We start from the raw sequence: 16,611 nt of genomic DNA on the forward strand, positions 1-16,611 counted from the left end.
GCCCGGCGCCCACGCGGAGCCACGCGGGGCGTAGCGCTGGCAAGCCCGCAGGCCGGCGGGTCCGCCTACCGGCGCGGGGCCGGAGCGCCGCGCGGGCGGGTACGGGCGCGCAGCCCGCGCCGGGCCGGATCGCCGGCCGGGCCCGGAGCCGACGCGCGGCGCAGCGCTGGGAAGGCGCGAGGGGCGGGCGCGTCGGCCTGCCGGCGTCCCGACCCGAGCGACGTGTCCGCGACGGTCGGCGAGAGGCCGCCGCCGGGGCGGCGCCGACAGCCGGTCCCAGGCAGGAGGAAGGGCGCCGACGCCAAGTCCCGCCGGTAGCGGGCAGAAACGGACCGTCGCAGGACGGTGTCGCCGCCGGGCACGGGAGTCCGCGCGGCTCGCATCGGCGGAGGCCGCCGGGGGCGGCGTGCCCATGCGGACGTGGGCGTCCCTGTGGGCGCCGGGGCCCGAGCGGCGCGCCGGCGGACGCAACTGCCGGGACGGCAGCGGCCGTCGGCGCGCCGCTCGGGCCGGAGGGGCGGGGGCGGTGTCGCCGCCGGCGGCGGGCCCGGAGCGTGCGAGGCGGCGGGGCGAGGTAGCGGCAGCGTCAAGGGCGGGGGGCGGGGGCGGTGCTGCCGCGGGGGACGAGGACCGGGGGTTCGAGCTGGATGTCCGGCACGGCCTCGCCCCCGACCAGGGCGAGCAGCGCGGCGGCGGCGCGGCGGCCGTACTCCGGGACGCTGCGGCTCACCGCGGTGAGCGAGGGATGCACCAGCCGGCACAGCTCGCTGTCGTCCCAGGCGACGAGCGACAGCTCGCCGGGAACCGAAATGCCCATCTCCTGGGTGACGCTGAGCGCGGCGACCGCCATCACGTCGTTGTCGTAGATCACCGCGGTGGGGCGGGCGGCGCCGGAGAGCAGGCGGCGGGTCGCGCGGGCGCCCTCCTCGCCGGAGTAGTCGGTGTGGACGCAGTCGACACCGGACAGGCCGAGTTCGTGCGCGGACCTGGCGAAGTCCTCGCCGCGCTCGCGGGTGTGCACGAAGTGCGCGGGCCCGGCCACCCGGGCGATCCTGCGGTGGCCCATCGCGGCCAGGTAGGCGAGCACCTCGCGGACCGCCGCGCCGTCGTTCATCCACACCGAGGGCGCCTCGGGAACGCCCGCGTGCCCCACCACCACGGCGGGCAGGCCGAGTTCGGCCAGCAGCGCCAGCCGCGGATCGTCCTCGCGCAGGTCGACGAGGAGCACGCCGTCCACCCGCCGCTCCCCCCACCAGCGCCGGTACGCGGCCTCCTCGGCGTCGGCGTCCTCGGTGACCTGGAGCAGCAGCGCGGTGCCGGTCGCCGCCAGGCCCGACTCGACGCCCGAGATCAGCTGCATGAAGAACGGCTCGATGCCCAGCACCCAGGCCGGCCGGTCCACCACCAGGCCGATCGCTCCCGACCGGCCGTCGGACAGCGCACGGGCGGCGCTGCTGGGGTGCCACCCCATCCGCGCCGCGATCTCCAGGATGCGCGCGCGGGTCTGCTCGGAGACGCCCGGCTTGCCGTTGAGCGCGTAGGAGACCGCGCCCTTGGAGACGCCCGCGGCAGCGGCGATGTCGGCGATGGTGGGGCGCTTCAGCGGGCTCATGCGGCCTCGGACGGTGCGGGGCCCGCGCGGGCGGGCGGTCGGGAGTACGGGCCCGCACACCTTAACAACGCTGAACCGGAGGCGGCACCGCCCCCGGCGGAGCCGATCGCGGCGCGGGACTCAACCGATTCAGCTCACGCCCTACGCGTCGCCCCGCGACCCATCCGCCCCAGCGGTGCGGGCCGCTCTCCCTCTCCGGCCGGACGCCCTTGCGGGACGCCCCGGCCTCAGGCACGCACCGCGGAGATCTCCAGGCGCACGTAGTCCACCACCGGCTCGGCCAGGCGCGCGGCGACCGCCTCGACGAACGGTTCGCGGTCGTGCGGCGCCATCGCGTCCAGCTGTGCGCCGAGGATGACGGTGGCGAGGAACGCCTCCAGCTGCCCGCCCGGCGCGAACCGCGCCGGGTCCGGCCGCAGGCGCACCTCGATGTCGGTGAACCCGGCGGCCTCCAGGCGCGCTTCGGTGTCCTGGACGCCCGCGAACTCCCAGCCGCCGGCGGAAGCGCCGCTGACGTCCGCGACGGCGGCGTTGACGGAGGCGATGTTGCCGCGCCCGCCGCAGTCGCTCACCAGGCGGCCGCCGGGGCGCAGCCGGGCGGCGAGCGCGGAGAAGAGCGCCGCGTGGTCCTCGACCCAGTGGAAGGCCGCGACGCTGAACACCGCGTCGACCTCGCCCTCGAAGGGCAGCGGACGCGTCAGGTCGGCGTGCACCACCTCGACCCGGTCCAGCCGTCCGTCCAGCCGCCTGCGCAGTTGCTCCAGCATCCGCTCGGAGCCGTCCACCGCGACCACCCGGCCGTGCGGCAGCAGCTCCAGCAGTCCTTCGGTGTCGCGGCCGGTGCCGCAGCCCGCGTCCAGCACCCGTTCGTCGCCGCGCAGCGGCAGCCTGCCGAGGGTGCGCCGGCCCCAGCCGAGATGCGGCAGCGGCAGGGAGTCGTAGGTCGTGGCGTCCCACTCGCGGGGCATGGCGCTCCAATCGTCGTGACGTCGTCGTCGGGGAGCGGCCGGAGCACGGTCGGCTGCGCGTGCAGCCGGCGTGCCGCGGCCGCAGACCCGGCGATCACGCTACGCTGCCCGTCCGCATGATGACACCCGCATCTCACATAGTGGCCGACCTGGCCGCCGACCAGGCCGGCTTGCGGTCCTTGTCGATGAGCAGGGCGCGTACACCCTCGTGGAAGTCCGGTTCGCGGGCGGTGCGCACGGCCAGGTCGAGTTCGCGGGCCAGGCAGTCCTCCAGGCTCGACCCGGCGCCCGCGAGCAGCAGGTCCCAGGTGATCCGCAGGCTCATCGGCGAGGCGCCGCCCAGTACCGCCAGCGTCTCCTCGGCCCACTCCCGGTCCGCCTCCTGGGCGGCGAGCCGCTCGCGCACGCCGGCCAGGTCGGGGGCGCCGAAGCAGCGGTCGACGGCCGCGCGGCGCCCGGCGAGCTCCGAGGGCGGCGGCGTGGTGGCGAACCGGTCAAGCGCCGCGGCCGGCGGCGCGCCCTCCAGCAGCAGGGCCTCCAGCGCGGGCAGTTCGGCGGCGGGCACGTAGTGGGTGGCCAGGCCGGCTTCCAGCGCCGCGGCGCCGGAGATCCGGGCGCCGGTGAGGGCGAGCCACCGGCCGACCGCGCCCGGCAGCCGGGGCAGGAAGTAGCTGGCGCCGATGTCGGGGAAGAAGCCGATCGCGCTCTCGGGCATCGCCAGCAGCGCCCGCTCGGTCACCGCCATCGCCGAGCCGTGCACCGACACGCCGAGGCCGCCGCCCATCGCGTAGCCGTCGACGAGCGCGGTGTAGGGCTTGGGGTAGCGCGCGATCAGCAGATCGAGCGCGTACTCGGCGGAGAAGTAGCGCCTGACGGCCTCCTCGTCGCCGCGCACCCCCGCGTCGCGCACCGCCCGGATGTCGCCGCCGGCGCAGAACGCCTTCGGCGAGGTGCTGCGCACCACCACCGAGCCCACCGCGTCGTCGTCCCGCCAGCGCAGCAGCGCCTCGGTGATCAGCCGCACCATGGTGAGGTCGAGCGCGTTGAGCGCGCGGGGCCGGTTCAGCTCGATCACCCCGGTGCCCGCGTCGACGCGGGTGAGGACGGGCGGGGCGCTCGGATCGGTCGGCGCGGTCGGAACGGTCGTGTCCATGCTTCCATCCAAACACCCCGGCGCCGCGTCCCCGTGTCCCGGGCCGCGGCCGCCCCCGCACATGGCCCGCACAGGGCCCGCAGGCCGCCCGCGCGCGGGCGGGCCGTCCGGGTGGGACCGCGTCTCGCGGAGCGGTCGAGGTCGCCGGGGCCGAGAGCGCGTTGGTAGGCTCCCGGCGAGCCGTGACTGGCGCGCTGGGATGGGGTCAACCATCGGGGAGCGGCTCGTTCAGCACCACAGTGCCGTGCGCCTGGGCCGTCCCCTTCCCACCATCCGGAGGACCGCCATGGCCGCGCAGGACACCGCGTACAGCACCGAGTCGATCGCCTTCCGCAGTGCGCTCGACGTCATCCGAGGGGTCGAGCCGCGGGTCGCGGACGCCATCGCGAGCGAGATCGCCGACCAGCGCGAGATGCTCAAACTGATCGCCAGCGAGAACTACGCCTCCCCCGCCGTGCTGCTGACGATGGGCAACTGGTTCAGCGACAAGTACGCCGAGGGCATTGTCGGCCGCCGCTTCTACGCCGGCTGCCGCAACGTGGACACCGTCGAGGCGCTGGCCGCCGAGCACGCGAAGAGCGTCTTCGGCGCCGCGCACGCGTACGTGCAGCCGCACTCCGGCATCGACGCCAACCTGGTCGCCTTCTGGTCGGTGCTCTCCCAGCGGGTGGAGAGCCCGGCCCTGGCCAAGGCCGGCGTACGGCAGGTCAACGACCTGTCCGAGCAGGACTGGGCGCAGCTGCGGGCCGACTTCGGCAACCAGCGCATGCTCGGCATGGCGCTGGACGCCGGCGGCCATCTCACCCACGGCTTCCGGCCGAACATCTCCGGCAAGATGTTCGACCAGCGCAGCTACGGCACCGACCCGCAGACCGGGCTGGTCGACTACGACGCGCTGCGCGAGAGCGCCCGCGAGTTCCGGCCGCTGATCATCGTCGCGGGCTACTCCGCCTATCCGCGGCTGGTCAACTTCCGCATCATGCGCGAGATCGCCGACGAGGTCGGCGCCACCCTGATGGTGGACATGGCGCACTTCGCCGGGCTGGTCGCGGGCAAGGTGCTGACCGGCGACTTCGACCCGGTGCCGCACGCCAACATCGTCACCACCACCACGCACAAGTCGCTGCGCGGTCCGCGCGGCGGCATGGTGCTGTGCGACGACTCGCTCGCCGAGCACGTCGACCGCGGCTGCCCGATGGTGCTGGGGGGCCCGCTGCCGCACGTGATGGCGGCCAAGGCGGTGGCGCTGGCGGAGGCCGGCCGCCCGGAGTTCGCCACGTACGCGCAGGCGATCGTCGACAACTCCCGGGCGCTGGCCGAGGGCCTGCTCAAGCGCGGGGCGAAGCTCGTCACCGGCGGCACCGACAACCACCTCGTGCTGATCGACGTCTCCTCCTACGGGCTGACCGGCCGCCAGGCCGAGACCGCCCTGCTCGACGCGGGCATCGTCACCAACCGCAACTCGGTGCCGCAGGACCCGAACGGCGCCTGGTACACCTCCGGCATCAGGATCGGCACCCCGGCGCTCACCACCCGCGGGCTCGGGACGGCGGAGATGGACGAGATCGCCGGGCTGATCGACACGGTGCTCGGCGCCACGAGCGCCGCGCCCGCCGCGAAGGGCGGCTTCTCCAAGGCGCACCACGTCCTCGACGAGGCGGTCGCCGCGCGGGTGGCCGCGCAGGCGGCGGAGCTGCTCTCCGGCTTCCCGCTGTACCCGGGCGTGGACCTGACCTGACCTGAACTGCCCTGCCCTGAGGGGGCGGACGGCGGACGGAGAGGAGGCGGCGCCCACCGGTGGTGGGCGCCGCCTCCTGGGGCGCCGCGTGTCAGCTGAAGGACCAGATGACGCCGTGGTCGGTCACCGCGAGGGCGACCAGGACCACCAGGTCGGCCACGCCCAGCAGCAGCCCGAGCAGGGCGCGGCCGCGGCGCCGGGTCCCGCGCGCGCAGGCGGTGAGGGCCAGCGCGATCGCGGCGGGGCCGAGCACGATGTTCATGACGAGCAGGCCGGGGAGCCCGAGCAGGAAGGCCGCGACGGCCATGCCGTCGGCGTCACGGCGGCCGCGCTCCGCGGCGGGGACGGCACGCGCGGCGGCGGCCGCGGCGGGAGCGGCCTCGGTACGGGTGTCGCGCGCGGCCGACAGGCCGGCTGCGACCGGATGCGCTGCGGTGTTCACGGTGTTCCTTCCCGGAAGGGTGGTGGACGGGACGGGGGAGGTCAGCCGCGGCGGCGGCCGACCCGCTCGCGGACGGCGAATCCCAGCAGCCAGGCGGCGATGGCCGCGGCCGCGACGGTGAAGACGGTGAGCGAGGTGTGGGCGGCGGCGCCCATCAGGACGCCCATGCCCAGGAGGAGGACGACGAGGCTCATGTCTGCTGCATCTCCGGAGAGTTGACGTTTCGGATGACAGTTGTTCACTGACTTCTCCACCCTACGCTGGCCAAAGTCGGCGAACGGTTGTTTACTGAATGACATGAGTCACACGTCCGGGGTGCGCCAGGCGCAGAAGCAGCAGACCCGACAGGCCCTGCTGGACGCCGGGTTGCGGCTGCTGGAGCGCCAGAACCTCAGCAGCCTGGGCCTGCGCGAGCTGACCCGCGAGGTCGGCGTCTCCCCCGCGGCCTTCTACCGGCACTTCCCCGGCATGGCGGACCTCGGCGTGGCGCTGGTCGGCGAGTCGCTCGGCAGCCTGCACGCGGTGGTGCGGGCGGTGATGGCGGAGAGCACCGACTCCGAGGACATCATCGACCGGACGGTGGCGATCATCGCGTCGTACGCGGTGGAGCAGCGGCCGCACCTGCGCTTCATCGCCCGCGAGCGCTACGGCGGCGTGCAGGCGGTCCGCGCCGCCATCGCCGCCGAACTCGACCGCTTCGCCGACGAGGTGGCCGCGGGCCTGGCCGCGCAGCCCGCGTCGGCCGGCTGGCGGCCGGACGAACTGCTGGTACTCGCCCAGCTCTACGTGGACCACATGGTGATGACGGCCGCGGCCTTCCTCGACGCGCCCGCGGACGACCCGACCGCCCACGAGGCCATCGTCCGGTCGGCGCGGATGCGCATGCGCATCATCAGCATCGGAAGGGCGCACTGGCCCGGCTGAACGCAAGGCGGAGCCGGTACGGGCAGCCTTGCGGCCCCGCACCGGCTCTCCCCCGCTGCCCCGCCACGAATCCCCCGTGCGGGCGCCGCGGCGCGCGAACGCCGCTGACCTGATCATGTACCGGACACTCCGGTATCAGGGAGGACAGAACGTGCCAGCCACCGGACAGAACGCGCCACTTCGCGCGTAAGCTGCGAGAACACCGCCCGCAGGGGGTATGCGAACTGCCCCTGTCCACCGACCCGCCGGAGGTGCCCGGCATGCCGTCCGCAGAACCGTCCCCACCTCTCTCCCCGCAGCCCCAGGCGGTCCCTGCGCTCACCGAGAGCGTGGTGATCCCCCGCTTCATCGCCACGGCCAGCACCTCGGGCCGGACCGAAGCGGAGCGGCTGGTGCGGGCGGCCGGGCTGCCAGGAGCGCTGCGCGACCCGGAGACGGCACGGACGCCGTCCGCCAACACCTACCGGCTGTGGGGCGCGGTGCTCGCGCGCACCGGCAGGGCGGACGCCGGGCTGCTGGCCGCGACGCACTACCGCCCCGGACTGCTCGACCTCTTCGACTACCTGCTGCGCACCGCGCCCACCGTCGGCGACGGACTGACCCGGGCCGCCGCCCACATCCACCTCGTCAGCAGCAACTCCGTGCTGACCGCACGGGAGTCGGGCGACGAGTTCGAGGTCGCCTACGGGGTGCGCCACGGCGACGCCGAACTGCGCGGGGTGGTGGCCGAGTTCGCGCTCGCCGTGGTCACCTCCCAGCTCCGGCACGCCACCGGCACGGTGTTCTCGCCGGTCCGCGTCAGCTTCGCCCACCGGGCGCCCCGCAGGGGCGACGGGCACCAGGGGTACGCGGAGGCGTTCGGCTCCGCGGAGATCGAGTTCGGCGCCGAGCACGACGCGCTGACGCTGCACCGCGGCGCCCTCGAACGGCCGTTGCCCACCGCGGACCCGGCGCTCGCCGGGATCATCCTGCGCGCCGCCGCCGCGGTGCCGCCGCCGCGCCACACGCCGGACTCCGCGGTGCCCGGCCTGCATTCCGCGATCAGGGCCCAACTCGCCGACGGGCGGCCCTCGCTGGCCGACGCGGCGCGCAGGCTCGCGGTCAGCCCGCGGACGCTGCAGCGCCGGCTCGGCGAGTTCGGCACGACCTGGCGGGAGGAGCTGGACGCGGTGCGCCGCGAGCAGTCGGCGGGGCTGCGGCACGTCGGCGCGGGCAGCGCGCAGCGCGCCGCCCGGCTGGGCTTCGCCGAATCGCGCTCGCTGCGGCGGGCGATGAACCGCTGGGACGCCCGCGAGGTCCGGCCGGCGGGACGCGCCGAGCCGCGGGCCGAGGCCGCCGAGCACCCCGCCGGCGCCGAGCACGCGGTGGACGCGTCGTGACGGGCCACGGCCGCGCCGGACGGCCGGGCGAGCCGAAGGAGCCCGCCGCGCCCGCGGGCCCCGCGGAGTCCGCCGCGCACGACGGGCACGCCGAGGACGGCGATCCGGTGTGCTGGCTCGACCACGTCTGCGACGCGTGCGGGGCGTTCCGCGAGAACCCGCGCTCCCCGGTCTGCGCGCGCTGCGGCGCCGCCTTCGCCGGCGCGCGGGCGGCACCGGCCGCCACAGCGCTCACCGCGCCCCGCCCGGGGTCCGGAACCGCCGCGGTGGAGGCACCGCAGACCGTCCTGGTCTTCACCGCCACCGCCGGCTACCGGCACGACTCCATTCCCGCCGGGGTCGCGGCCCTGCGCGAACTCGCCGCGTCCCGCGGCCTGTCGGTGCTGCACAGCGAGGACCCCCGGGACCTGCGGCCCGGCCGGCTCGACGGCTGCGCCGCGGTCGTCTTCCTCTCCCCCACCGGCGACGTCCTCGACGACGGGGCCCGCGCGAGCCTGCGCGGCTACGTGACCGGCGGCGGCGGTCTCCTCGGCGTGCACGCGGCGGCCTGCGCGGAGTACGGCTGGCCGTACTACGGCGAGTTGCTCGGCGCGCGCTTCGACGGCCACCCGGAGATCCAGCGGGCGGCGGTCACCGCGGTGGACCGCGCCCACCCGGCGACCGCGCACCTGCCGGAGGAGTGGGTGTGGACCGACGAGTGGTACGACTTCCGCGAGGGGCCGGCCGGCCGCGACGTGCGCGTGCTGGCCACCGTCGACGAGGACACCTACCAGGGCGGCGGGATGGGCGCGCCGCATCCGCTGGTGTGGTGCCGCGAGCCGGGCGAGGGGCGTGTCCTCTACACCGCGCTCGGCCACCTCGCCTCCGCCTACAGCGACCCCTGCTTCCGCCGGCATCTGCTGGGCGCGCTCTCCTGGTGCGCACGCGCCGAGGGCTGACGCGCCGCCGGACGCCGCACGGGGGGCGCGTGGACACCGGCCGCACGCCCGTATTTCTCGTCGTTCACGGGCGCGATCGGCGACGGCGCTACTACCCTGAGCCACCAGCAGGAGTGGCGACGTCGGAGCCGGGAGGCCGTATGGACGCAGAGCCTGCACGGGCAGAGGACGCCGTACGGGCCGGCGGCGGACCTGCACAGCAACTGGCCGCGCTGCTGGCGCGCGCGGAGAACGGCCGGCAGGCGGCCCTGTCGGCGCCGGACGCGAAGGCCCCGCTGATGCACCACCGCGCCCTGCAGTCGTGCCGCCACGCCAAGGGCGATCCGCGTCCGATGAACCGGCGTACGTACCGGCACAGCTTCCTTCTGCCGGACGGCGGCGTACGCGTATTGTGGGAGCTGGAGCACGACACGGGTCCGGACGGGACCACCACGTGTGCCGTGTTCGCCGACCGCGAGGACCTGGCGGTGGCCGAGTGGCAGGTGGACGCGGCGTTCGGCGGCTCCGGCGGGCCGCCGGAGCTGCCGCCCGGCGCGCAGCCGCCCTGGCAGGCCGCCGGGACGTACGACTTCGGCCGGCTCACCGACACCTGGGCCGCCGAGGCCGGCCCGTTCGCCGCACCCCCTTTCGCCGAGCCTCCGTTCGCCGAACCGCCCTCCCCGGAACCGCCGTTCGGCGAGCTGCCGCCCGCCGGTCCGCGGCAGGCGCTGCGCCGCACGTACACCGAGGGCGACTCGCCCGAGCACGCCCGGCGGTTGCTGCGCCGCGCGACGAACGCCGAGGCGACCGGTGACGACGTGCGCGACCGGCTGCGCACCGCGATCGCGCACGGGATCAGCATCGTGGCACGGCGCAGCACGGTCGTCGCGGGGCGCCCGGTCTCCTGGTCGCTGTACGAGCACGCCTTCCTGCTGCTGGACGGCGGCGAGTTGAGCCTGTGGGAGCTCGACCACACCCGCACCCCGAGCGGCGACCCGGAGTGCGAGGTCCACGGTTCGCAGGACGCCGCGCTGGACGCGGCGGTCCGCAGGATCGAGGCGGGCTGACGGCGGCCTGTGGGGGCCGGTCAGGCCGGTCACCCGGTCCGCCGGTCAGCCGACCGCCGCGGGGTCGCCGGCGTGCCGGGCGCGGGCGATGGCCGCTGCCAGCTCCGGCGCTCCGATGACCTCCTCGTGGGTGCCGGGCGCGCCGCAGGCGAAGGCGCCGGAGACCGCTCCGGCGAGCACGCACGCCGCCAGGTCGCCGCCGCCGAACCTGGTGTGCAGGAACGCCGTCACGAACGCGTCGCCCGCGCCGTTGCTGTCCACCACCGGGCGCTCCGGCGTCACGGCGGGGAAGCGCAGCGGCTCGTGCTGTCCGCGCTCCAGCACATGGCAGCCCGCCGCTCCGTCGGTGGCGACGACCAGGTGGGCGCGGCCGTGCTCGAGGATCCGCCGCATCACCTCGGGAATGCGAGCACCGACGGCCGCCGCACTGAGGAAGACCAGGTCGGCGCCGTGGGCCCACGGGTGCGCCGAGGGGGTCTCGCCGTCCCAGGCGTGCAGATCGGTGGAGGTGGTGACGCCCCACCGCGCCGCGTCGGCGAACACCTCGCGGGCGGGCCCGGAGCGCGAGACGTGCACGTGGCGCGCGCGGCGCAGATGCGGGAGGTAGAAGTCCCTTGGCAGCCGCAGGTCCTGGGGGTGCCGGGCGTCGTGGAAGGAGAAGCGGCGGCCCTCCCGGTCGACGAGGTTCACGCTGCGCGGGGTGCCGTTCGGCGCGGGCAGGTGGCTGAAGTCGAGCCCGGCGGCGGCGTACCGCTCCAGGATCAGCCGGCCCTGCACGTCGTCGCCGAGGAAATCGACGAACTTCGTCGCCAGGCCCAGCGCGTGGAAGCCGAGGGCGACCCCGTTGCCGGTGTGCGCCGGGTAGTCGAGGATCGGCGGCACCCCGACGGAGTCGCCGACCGGGAGGGCGAGTTCGTCGACCCTGACGATGGTGTCGACGCCCGCGCCGCCCACCACCAGCACGTCGTACTCGGGCGGTTCCGGGTCCCCCTGCGGCTGGTCAGCCTCGTCGGTGCGGGGGGTGGCGGCGCTGGTCATCGTGCTGCTCCGTTTCCGTGCCGGACGGGCCGGCGCCGTCCTCGCCTTCCCGCTCCGGCCCCTGCCGTGGCGGCTCCTGCTGCTCCTGCAATTGCTCCTGCTGTTGCTCCAGCTTCTCCGGCTCCTGCCATTCCGGCGCGTCCTGCGGCCGTGCGCTCTTCTCCTGGGCGGTGAGCACCAGCAGGGACAGCCGGGACAGCGGCGGCACCGGTCCGCTGCGGCCCGCGTGGTACCAGGCGACGATCAGGGTGAGCCGGATCATCCGCCGCGCCACGAACAGCAGCAGCGCGGCGAGCGGGAGTTCGGCGAAGACGGCGGTGAGGATGGAGCCTGTCAGGTCGCCGGTGTTCCAGTCCAGGACGATGTCGAACCAGGCGTCGCAGCCCAGCAGCGCCGCCGTCGCGATGGCCCAGGGGATGAAGATCTGCAACCGCCGCCAGGCGCACAGCGCGGTGACCCCGAGCGCGACGATCAGCATGACGTCGAAGCCGACCCACGCCAACCGCCACTGGTCCACCTCGCGATGGGTGGGCAGGCTCGTCGACAGGTAGCCGATCCAGGGGATGAGGAACAGGAAGCTCCCGGTCACGACCGCGAGGAACATACGGCGCATGGTGCGCAGGTGCGGGTCGTGCGGAGACGGGACGTGGGGCAGCATGATCTCCACTGTGCCGGAAAGGACCGCGCGTCGCCCTCGGACGCGCGGCCCTACAATCTCACAGCGCGCATCGCGCCGAAACAGTCACAGCGACCCGACCGGTCCGGCTGCCGGCCGCCGTCGGAGGCGCTACGGCAGCAGCGCGGGATCGGCGTTGTGCACCAGTTCCAGGGCCTGCTGGGGGAACCACGCGCCCGCTGCCGGGTCCTGGTAGCCGCGCTCGGGGTCCTCGGGGCCGGCCGTGCCGCGGGTGCACTGGCCGTCGGACTCGCCGGGGATCTTCACCCACAGCCGGGCGTCCTCGAGGGGGTCGCCGGTGTTCAGGGTGGGCCGCGCGCCGGTGCCGCGGCCGGGCGGGTTGCACCAGTCCTGCGGGTCGGAGTAGACGCCGGCCGGCGGGGTCCACGGCCCCTGGCCGTTGCGGCTGGTGTCGGTGACGAAGTGCTTCATGGCGGAGGGCGCGGCGTGCACGTTGGCGTCGAGCCAGCTCTGGGCGTCGGCGGTCGGCCAGTACTGGTTGGGGCACGCGGCGGCGTCGCCGCCCGCCGAGACGTAGCTCAGGCAGGACGAGACGAGCTCGCCGTACCAGGCGAGTTCGGCGTCGGAGCGGTAGTTGGAGATGTTGAGGAAGAAGCCGGTGGCGTCGTCGATCCCGCCGCTGATCAGCCGCGGCACGATGTCGTTCACGCTGTGCCAGGAGCTGTGGCCGGCGTCGAGGTAGACGTGCGTGCCGGCCGGCGGCTCCAGGGCGTCGACGGCGTAGTGGATCTGGGCGTAGCGCTCGGCGGTCTTGCTGCCCTGCGCGTCGTCCATGCCGCAGTCGGCGGGCACCAGGGCCAGCGAGTCGGGTTCGAGCACGACGTCCGCGGGCCGGCCGCCGATGCCGTCGCGCACCGCGTCGATCCACGCCTGGTACTGCGCGGTGTCGGCGGCGCCGCCCGCCGAGTACTGCGCGCAGTCGCGGCCGGGGATGTTGTAGAGCGAGAGGACCGGCAGGCGGTGCGCGCGGGCCGCCGCGCCGACGGTGGCGTCCACTGCCTTGCGGGTGTCGGCGGGCGAGGTGCCGCCGTCGAACCAGACGGCCTGCGGGGTGAGCGTCATCGCGAGCACGCCGGCCGCGTCCTTGAGCTTGCCGTGCCGCAGCAGGTCCAGCACCTGGGCCTTGGAGTCGGCGTTGGCGGGCGGGGTGAACAGCCCGGTGGGCGCCGCGCCCCCGTGCGCGGGGCGGCCGTCGTGCGCGGGGGCCGCGGCGTGCGCGGGGACGGCCGCGGTCATGGCGGCCAGGGCCGTCGCGGCCGCGGCGGCGGCGGCGGACAGCGTACGGGTGCGGATACGGGGGCGGGTGCTGGCGCGTGCGGTCATGAGGGTCGGCTCCTGGTGACGGCGGACACGGGCGCCGCGGGTGGGCGGTGCACCCGGCATCGGAGTGGGAGCGCTCCCACCCGCGGCACAAGGAATTAACTCCTCACCGCGGACCGCCGTCAATCCCCCGTGCGGGCTTCAAGAAGTGAAGCGTCGTGAAGCCCGCACAGGGTCGGGGCCGGGCACAGGCGCGAGCCGCGGTCCCCTACTTGAGGGCTCCTGTCACCAGATCGATCCGCCAGAACCGCTGGAGCGACAGGAACAGCGCGATCACCGGCAGCACCGAGAGCAGGGTGCCGGTGATCACGAGCGAGTACAGCGACGCCTCGGCCGCGCCGTGCCGCAGCAGGCTGTAGAGCCCGACGGTGAGCGGGAACTTGTCGTCGCTGGTGAGCATCGTGTAGGGCAGCAGGAAGTTGTTCCAGATCGCGATGAACTGCAGCAGGAACACGGTCACCAGGCCCGGTCCCATCAGCCGCAGTCCGACCGAGAAGAACAGCCGCCCCTCGCCGGCGCCGTCGATCCGCCCGGCCTCCAGCAGCGACTCAGGGACCGCGGACAGGGCGTAGATCCGGCACAGGTAGATGCCGTACGGGTTGAACAACTGCGGCAGCAGCACGCCGATCAGACTGTCCGTCAGGCCCATTTTGGAGAGCAGCAGGTACTGCGGGACCGCGAGCACGATCTGCGGCAGCAGCACGCCGGCGAGGATGGTGTTGAACAGCGCGGTGCGGCCGCGGAAGGCGTACATGGCCAGCGCGTAGCCGGTGGCGGCGGAGACGAAGGACGCCAGCGCCCCGCCGACGCCCGCGTAGAAGAAGCTGTTCAGCATCCAGCGCCAGAAGATGCCGCCCTGGTAGTCCGACAGGTCACGGATGTTGTGCACCAGGCCGAGGTCGAGCGAGGGCACGTAGGTGTCGGTGGAGAACAGCCTGGTACGGGACTTGGTGGCGGCGATCAGGATCCACAGCGTCGGCACGACGCAGTAGAGCGCGCCCAGCACGAGCGCCGCGGTGGGCAGCAGTGCGACGCGGGGGCGGCGGGCGGGCGGCGCGGTGGCGGCGTCCGTCGCGGCGCGGTCGCGCGCGGGCGCCTGCGCCCCGGTCGCGGTGCTCACCGGGCCTCCTGCTGGACCCGTGACTGGATGAGGCGTGCGGTGGCGAAGGAGACCGCCAGGGCGGCTGCGGTCAGCACCACGGACGTCGCCGCCGCGGCGTGGATGTCGGAGTTGCCGAAGGCGTCGTCGTAGATCTTCATCAGCGGCACCCAGGTGGAGGAGACGGCGTTGGAGAGCGGCTTGAGGGTGTTGGGCTCGTTGAAGACCTGCAGGGCGGCGAGCACCGAGAAGAGGGTGCACATCACCACTGCCGGCATCACGAGCGGCACCTTGATGCGCAGCGTGATCTGCCACTCGCCGGCGCCGTCCAGCCGTGCGGACTCGAAGAGTTCGGCGGGCAGGGCGCGCAGCGCGGTGTGGATGACGATCATGTTGAAGCCGACCGCGCCCCACACCACCACGTTGCTGACCGAGAAGTACACCGCGACCTGGCCGAAGAAGTCGACCCGGTCGCCGCCGATCGGGCTGGTGGCGGGCAGGTAGAGGAAGCCCCACATCAGCGAGGCGATGACACCGGGGACGGCGTAGGGCAGGAAGATCGTCAGCCGGGCGATCCGCCGGAGCCGGGCCCGCTCGAAGTCCAGCAGCACGGCGAAGAGCAGCGCGAGCAGAACGGTCGCGGGCACGGTGACGGCGCCGAGCGCGAGCATCCGCAGCACGCCGGACCACAGTGCCGAATCGCCCAGCACGTCACGGTAGTTGGCCAGGCCCGCGAAGACGGTGTGGGCACCGCCGCCGAGCAGGCCGCCGTTGACCTTGCGCTGCTGGAGGCTCAGCACCAGCGCGTACAGGCCGGGGGCCGCCACGAAGGCGGCGAAGAGCAGCACGGCGGGCAGGACCAGGAGGTACGGGAACCGGCTGGTCCTGCGCGCGGGGACGGGGGTGGGCGCCATCAGCCGACCGTGAATCCCTGCTTCTTCATGTCCGCCGTGCTGGCGCTCTGGATGGCGCTCAGCGCGGCGTCGAAGGAGCCGCCGGACTGCAGGGCCCTGCTGAAGCCGTCGGTGTACCCGGTGAAGGTGACGGTGACGTTGGGCCCCCACATCGGGAAGCTGCGGGCGCTCGGGGCGACCTTCTCCACCTCGGCGTAGAAGTCGGGCTGGTTGGGGAAGAAGGCGGGGGCGGCCCGCAGCACGGGCAGCGCGCGGCCGCCTTCCGCGGCCGGGTAGACGTTGATCTGCCGGACCTGCGCGGTCAGCGCGGCGTCGTCGGTGTTCAGCCAGGAGGCGAACCGCGCGGCCTGCGCCGGGTGGTCGGAGTCGGCGGTGACGGTGGTCGCGGAACCGCCCCAGATGCCGGTGGTGGTGTCTCCCGGGGTCCAGGCGGGCAGCGGCGCGACGGCCCACTTGCCCTTGGTGGCCGGGGCGATGCCGCCCAGCTGGGCCGGCGCCCACGCGCCGGAGATCCAGGTGAGCAGCGTGCCGTCGTTCATCTGCTTGTTCCACTGCGGGGAGAACGAGGGGTTCTTGGCGATGTCGCCCGCGGTCACGAGTCGCTGCCAGTAGTCCGCTACCTTGCGGGTCTGCGGCCCGTCGATGTCGACCTTCCAGCTGTCGCCGTCCGCGGCCCACCAGTCGGCGCCCGCCTGCTGGGCCAGGCCGGTGAACCAGCCGGGGTCGGCCGCGTCGAAGTTGGTCAGGTACGCCTTGGGCGCCACGGTGCGCAGCTGCCGGGCGGTGGCCGCGTACGCGTCCCACGTGGTGGGGACCTTCAGGCCGTACCGCGCGAACAGGTCGGTGCGGTAGAAGAGCATCAGCGGGGCGACGTCCTGGGGGACGCCGTAGACCTTGCCCTGGAAGACGGTGCTCCTGAGGGTGTTCCGGTCGTACGCGGCGACGGTGTCCGCGGTGTAGCCGGTGATGTCGCGGACCACGCCCTTGGCGACGAGCGCGGGCAGCGACTGGTACTCGACCTTGGCCAGGTCGGGTCCCTTCCCCGCCTCGTGCGCGGTGATCATCTTGGCCACCAGCTGGTCGCCGCCCGCGGGGTTGGAGAGCCTGACCTGGATGTCGGGGTGGCCCGCGTTCCACTTGGCCACGACCTTGTCCATGTTCGGGTCCCAGTCCCAGAAGGTCAGCGTCACCTTGCCGCCGGAGGTCCCCGCGGCGTCGTCGCCGGCCTTCTTGCCGCCGCCCCCGCCGCCGCAGGCCGCGGTGGTCAGCAGCAGTCCCGCGGCCAGCACGGCGGCGGCCGCCGCGGCCCGCCGTCTTCTCGGTGTCACGCTCATGGGTGTCCC

Annotated in this window: 16 protein-coding genes and 1 riboswitch; of the genes, 5 read left to right on the forward strand and 11 right to left on the reverse strand. The window is 74.5% G+C overall.

Annotation, left to right across the window (positions count from 1 at the left end):
* Positions 1 to 586 precede the first annotated feature (586 nt).
* The 3 genes from V2S66_RS10260 to V2S66_RS10270 form a co-directional block, all read right to left on the reverse strand.
* Positions 587 to 1,612: a LacI family DNA-binding transcriptional regulator gene (locus V2S66_RS10260; RefSeq protein ID WP_330794275.1), complete on the reverse strand. Its 1,026-nt coding sequence runs from the start codon at positions 1,610 to 1,612 to the stop codon at positions 587 to 589.
* A 227-nt stretch (positions 1,613 to 1,839) separates the two neighbouring features.
* Positions 1,840 to 2,580, reverse strand: a complete 741-nt coding sequence (locus tag V2S66_RS10265; RefSeq protein ID WP_330794276.1) for a class I SAM-dependent methyltransferase — start codon at positions 2,578 to 2,580, stop codon at positions 1,840 to 1,842.
* A 133-nt stretch (positions 2,581 to 2,713) separates the two neighbouring features.
* Entirely contained in the window at positions 2,714 to 3,733 is a 1,020-nt protein-coding gene (locus V2S66_RS10270; RefSeq protein WP_330794277.1) for an enoyl-CoA hydratase/isomerase family protein, read from the reverse strand.
* Positions 3,734 to 3,905: 172 nt separating this feature from the next.
* A riboswitch (ZMP/ZTP riboswitch) is annotated at positions 3,906 to 3,996 on the forward strand.
* 23 nt (positions 3,997 to 4,019) lie between these two features.
* Between V2S66_RS10270 and V2S66_RS10275 the strand changes: the two genes are divergently transcribed.
* A complete protein-coding gene (locus V2S66_RS10275; RefSeq protein ID WP_330794278.1) occupies positions 4,020 to 5,471 on the forward strand; it encodes a glycine hydroxymethyltransferase in 1,452 nt (483 codons plus the stop codon).
* A gap of 91 nt (positions 5,472 to 5,562) precedes the next feature.
* Here V2S66_RS10275 and V2S66_RS10280 read toward each other — a convergent pair whose 3' ends face one another.
* Positions 5,563 to 5,913, reverse strand: coding sequence for a DUF4190 domain-containing protein (locus V2S66_RS10280; RefSeq protein WP_330794279.1), 351 nt, complete (start codon positions 5,911 to 5,913; stop codon positions 5,563 to 5,565).
* Positions 5,914 to 5,954: 41 nt separating this feature from the next.
* A complete protein-coding gene (locus tag V2S66_RS10285) occupies positions 5,955 to 6,107 on the reverse strand; it encodes a hypothetical protein (RefSeq protein WP_330794280.1) in 153 nt (50 codons plus the stop codon).
* A gap of 103 nt (positions 6,108 to 6,210) precedes the next feature.
* Here V2S66_RS10285 and V2S66_RS10290 point away from each other — a divergent pair, with 103 nt between their 5' ends.
* The 4 genes from V2S66_RS10290 to V2S66_RS10305 all read left to right on the forward strand — a co-directional run bounded on the left by V2S66_RS10290 (position 6,211) and on the right by V2S66_RS10305 (position 10,200).
* The gene (locus V2S66_RS10290; RefSeq protein WP_330794281.1) at positions 6,211 to 6,837 is read left to right on the forward strand and encodes a TetR family transcriptional regulator; all 627 of its coding nucleotides are present in this window, start codon (positions 6,211 to 6,213) and stop codon (positions 6,835 to 6,837) included.
* Between the two features lie 260 nt (positions 6,838 to 7,097).
* Complete coding sequence (locus V2S66_RS10295; RefSeq protein WP_330794282.1) at positions 7,098 to 8,216, forward strand: AraC family transcriptional regulator ligand-binding domain-containing protein; 1,119 nt, start codon at positions 7,098 to 7,100, stop codon at positions 8,214 to 8,216.
* Positions 8,213 to 9,154, forward strand: a complete 942-nt coding sequence (locus tag V2S66_RS10300) for a ThuA domain-containing protein (protein WP_330794283.1) — start codon at positions 8,213 to 8,215, stop codon at positions 9,152 to 9,154. The genes V2S66_RS10295 and V2S66_RS10300 overlap by 4 nt, the downstream gene beginning before the upstream one ends.
* 140 nt (positions 9,155 to 9,294) lie before the next feature.
* Positions 9,295 to 10,200, forward strand: a complete 906-nt coding sequence (locus tag V2S66_RS10305; RefSeq protein ID WP_330794284.1) for a DUF6227 family protein — start codon at positions 9,295 to 9,297, stop codon at positions 10,198 to 10,200.
* A 45-nt stretch (positions 10,201 to 10,245) separates the two neighbouring features.
* Here V2S66_RS10305 and V2S66_RS10310 read toward each other — a convergent pair whose 3' ends face one another.
* The 6 genes from V2S66_RS10310 to V2S66_RS10335 form a co-directional block, all read right to left on the reverse strand.
* Positions 10,246 to 11,238: a carbohydrate kinase family protein gene (locus tag V2S66_RS10310; protein WP_330794285.1), complete on the reverse strand. Its 993-nt coding sequence runs from the start codon at positions 11,236 to 11,238 to the stop codon at positions 10,246 to 10,248.
* Positions 11,201 to 11,896, reverse strand: coding sequence for a hypothetical protein (locus tag V2S66_RS10315; protein ID WP_330794286.1), 696 nt, complete (start codon positions 11,894 to 11,896; stop codon positions 11,201 to 11,203). Before V2S66_RS10315 ends, V2S66_RS10310 begins: the two co-directional genes overlap by 38 nt.
* Before the next feature lie 129 nt (positions 11,897 to 12,025).
* Positions 12,026 to 13,258, reverse strand: a complete 1,233-nt coding sequence (locus V2S66_RS10320) for a glycoside hydrolase family 6 protein (RefSeq protein WP_330794287.1) — start codon at positions 13,256 to 13,258, stop codon at positions 12,026 to 12,028.
* Positions 13,259 to 13,463: 205 nt separating this feature from the next.
* Entirely contained in the window at positions 13,464 to 14,375 is a 912-nt protein-coding gene (locus V2S66_RS10325) for a carbohydrate ABC transporter permease (RefSeq protein WP_330794288.1), read from the reverse strand.
* Positions 14,372 to 15,268, reverse strand: coding sequence for a carbohydrate ABC transporter permease (locus tag V2S66_RS10330; protein ID WP_330794289.1), 897 nt, complete (start codon positions 15,266 to 15,268; stop codon positions 14,372 to 14,374). The genes V2S66_RS10325 and V2S66_RS10330 overlap by 4 nt, the downstream gene beginning before the upstream one ends.
* Positions 15,268 to 16,602 carry an ABC transporter substrate-binding protein gene (locus tag V2S66_RS10335; RefSeq protein ID WP_330794290.1) on the reverse strand — a complete coding sequence of 445 codons (1,335 nt, stop codon included), beginning with the start codon at positions 16,600 to 16,602 and terminating at the stop codon, positions 15,268 to 15,270. The genes V2S66_RS10330 and V2S66_RS10335 overlap by 1 nt, the downstream gene beginning before the upstream one ends.
* Between the last annotated feature and the right edge of the window lie 9 nt (positions 16,603 to 16,611).

Origin of the sequence: Actinacidiphila polyblastidii (assembly GCF_036353415.1) — a bacterium.
Classification (GTDB): domain Bacteria; phylum Actinomycetota; class Actinomycetes; order Streptomycetales; family Streptomycetaceae; genus Actinacidiphila; species Actinacidiphila polyblastidii.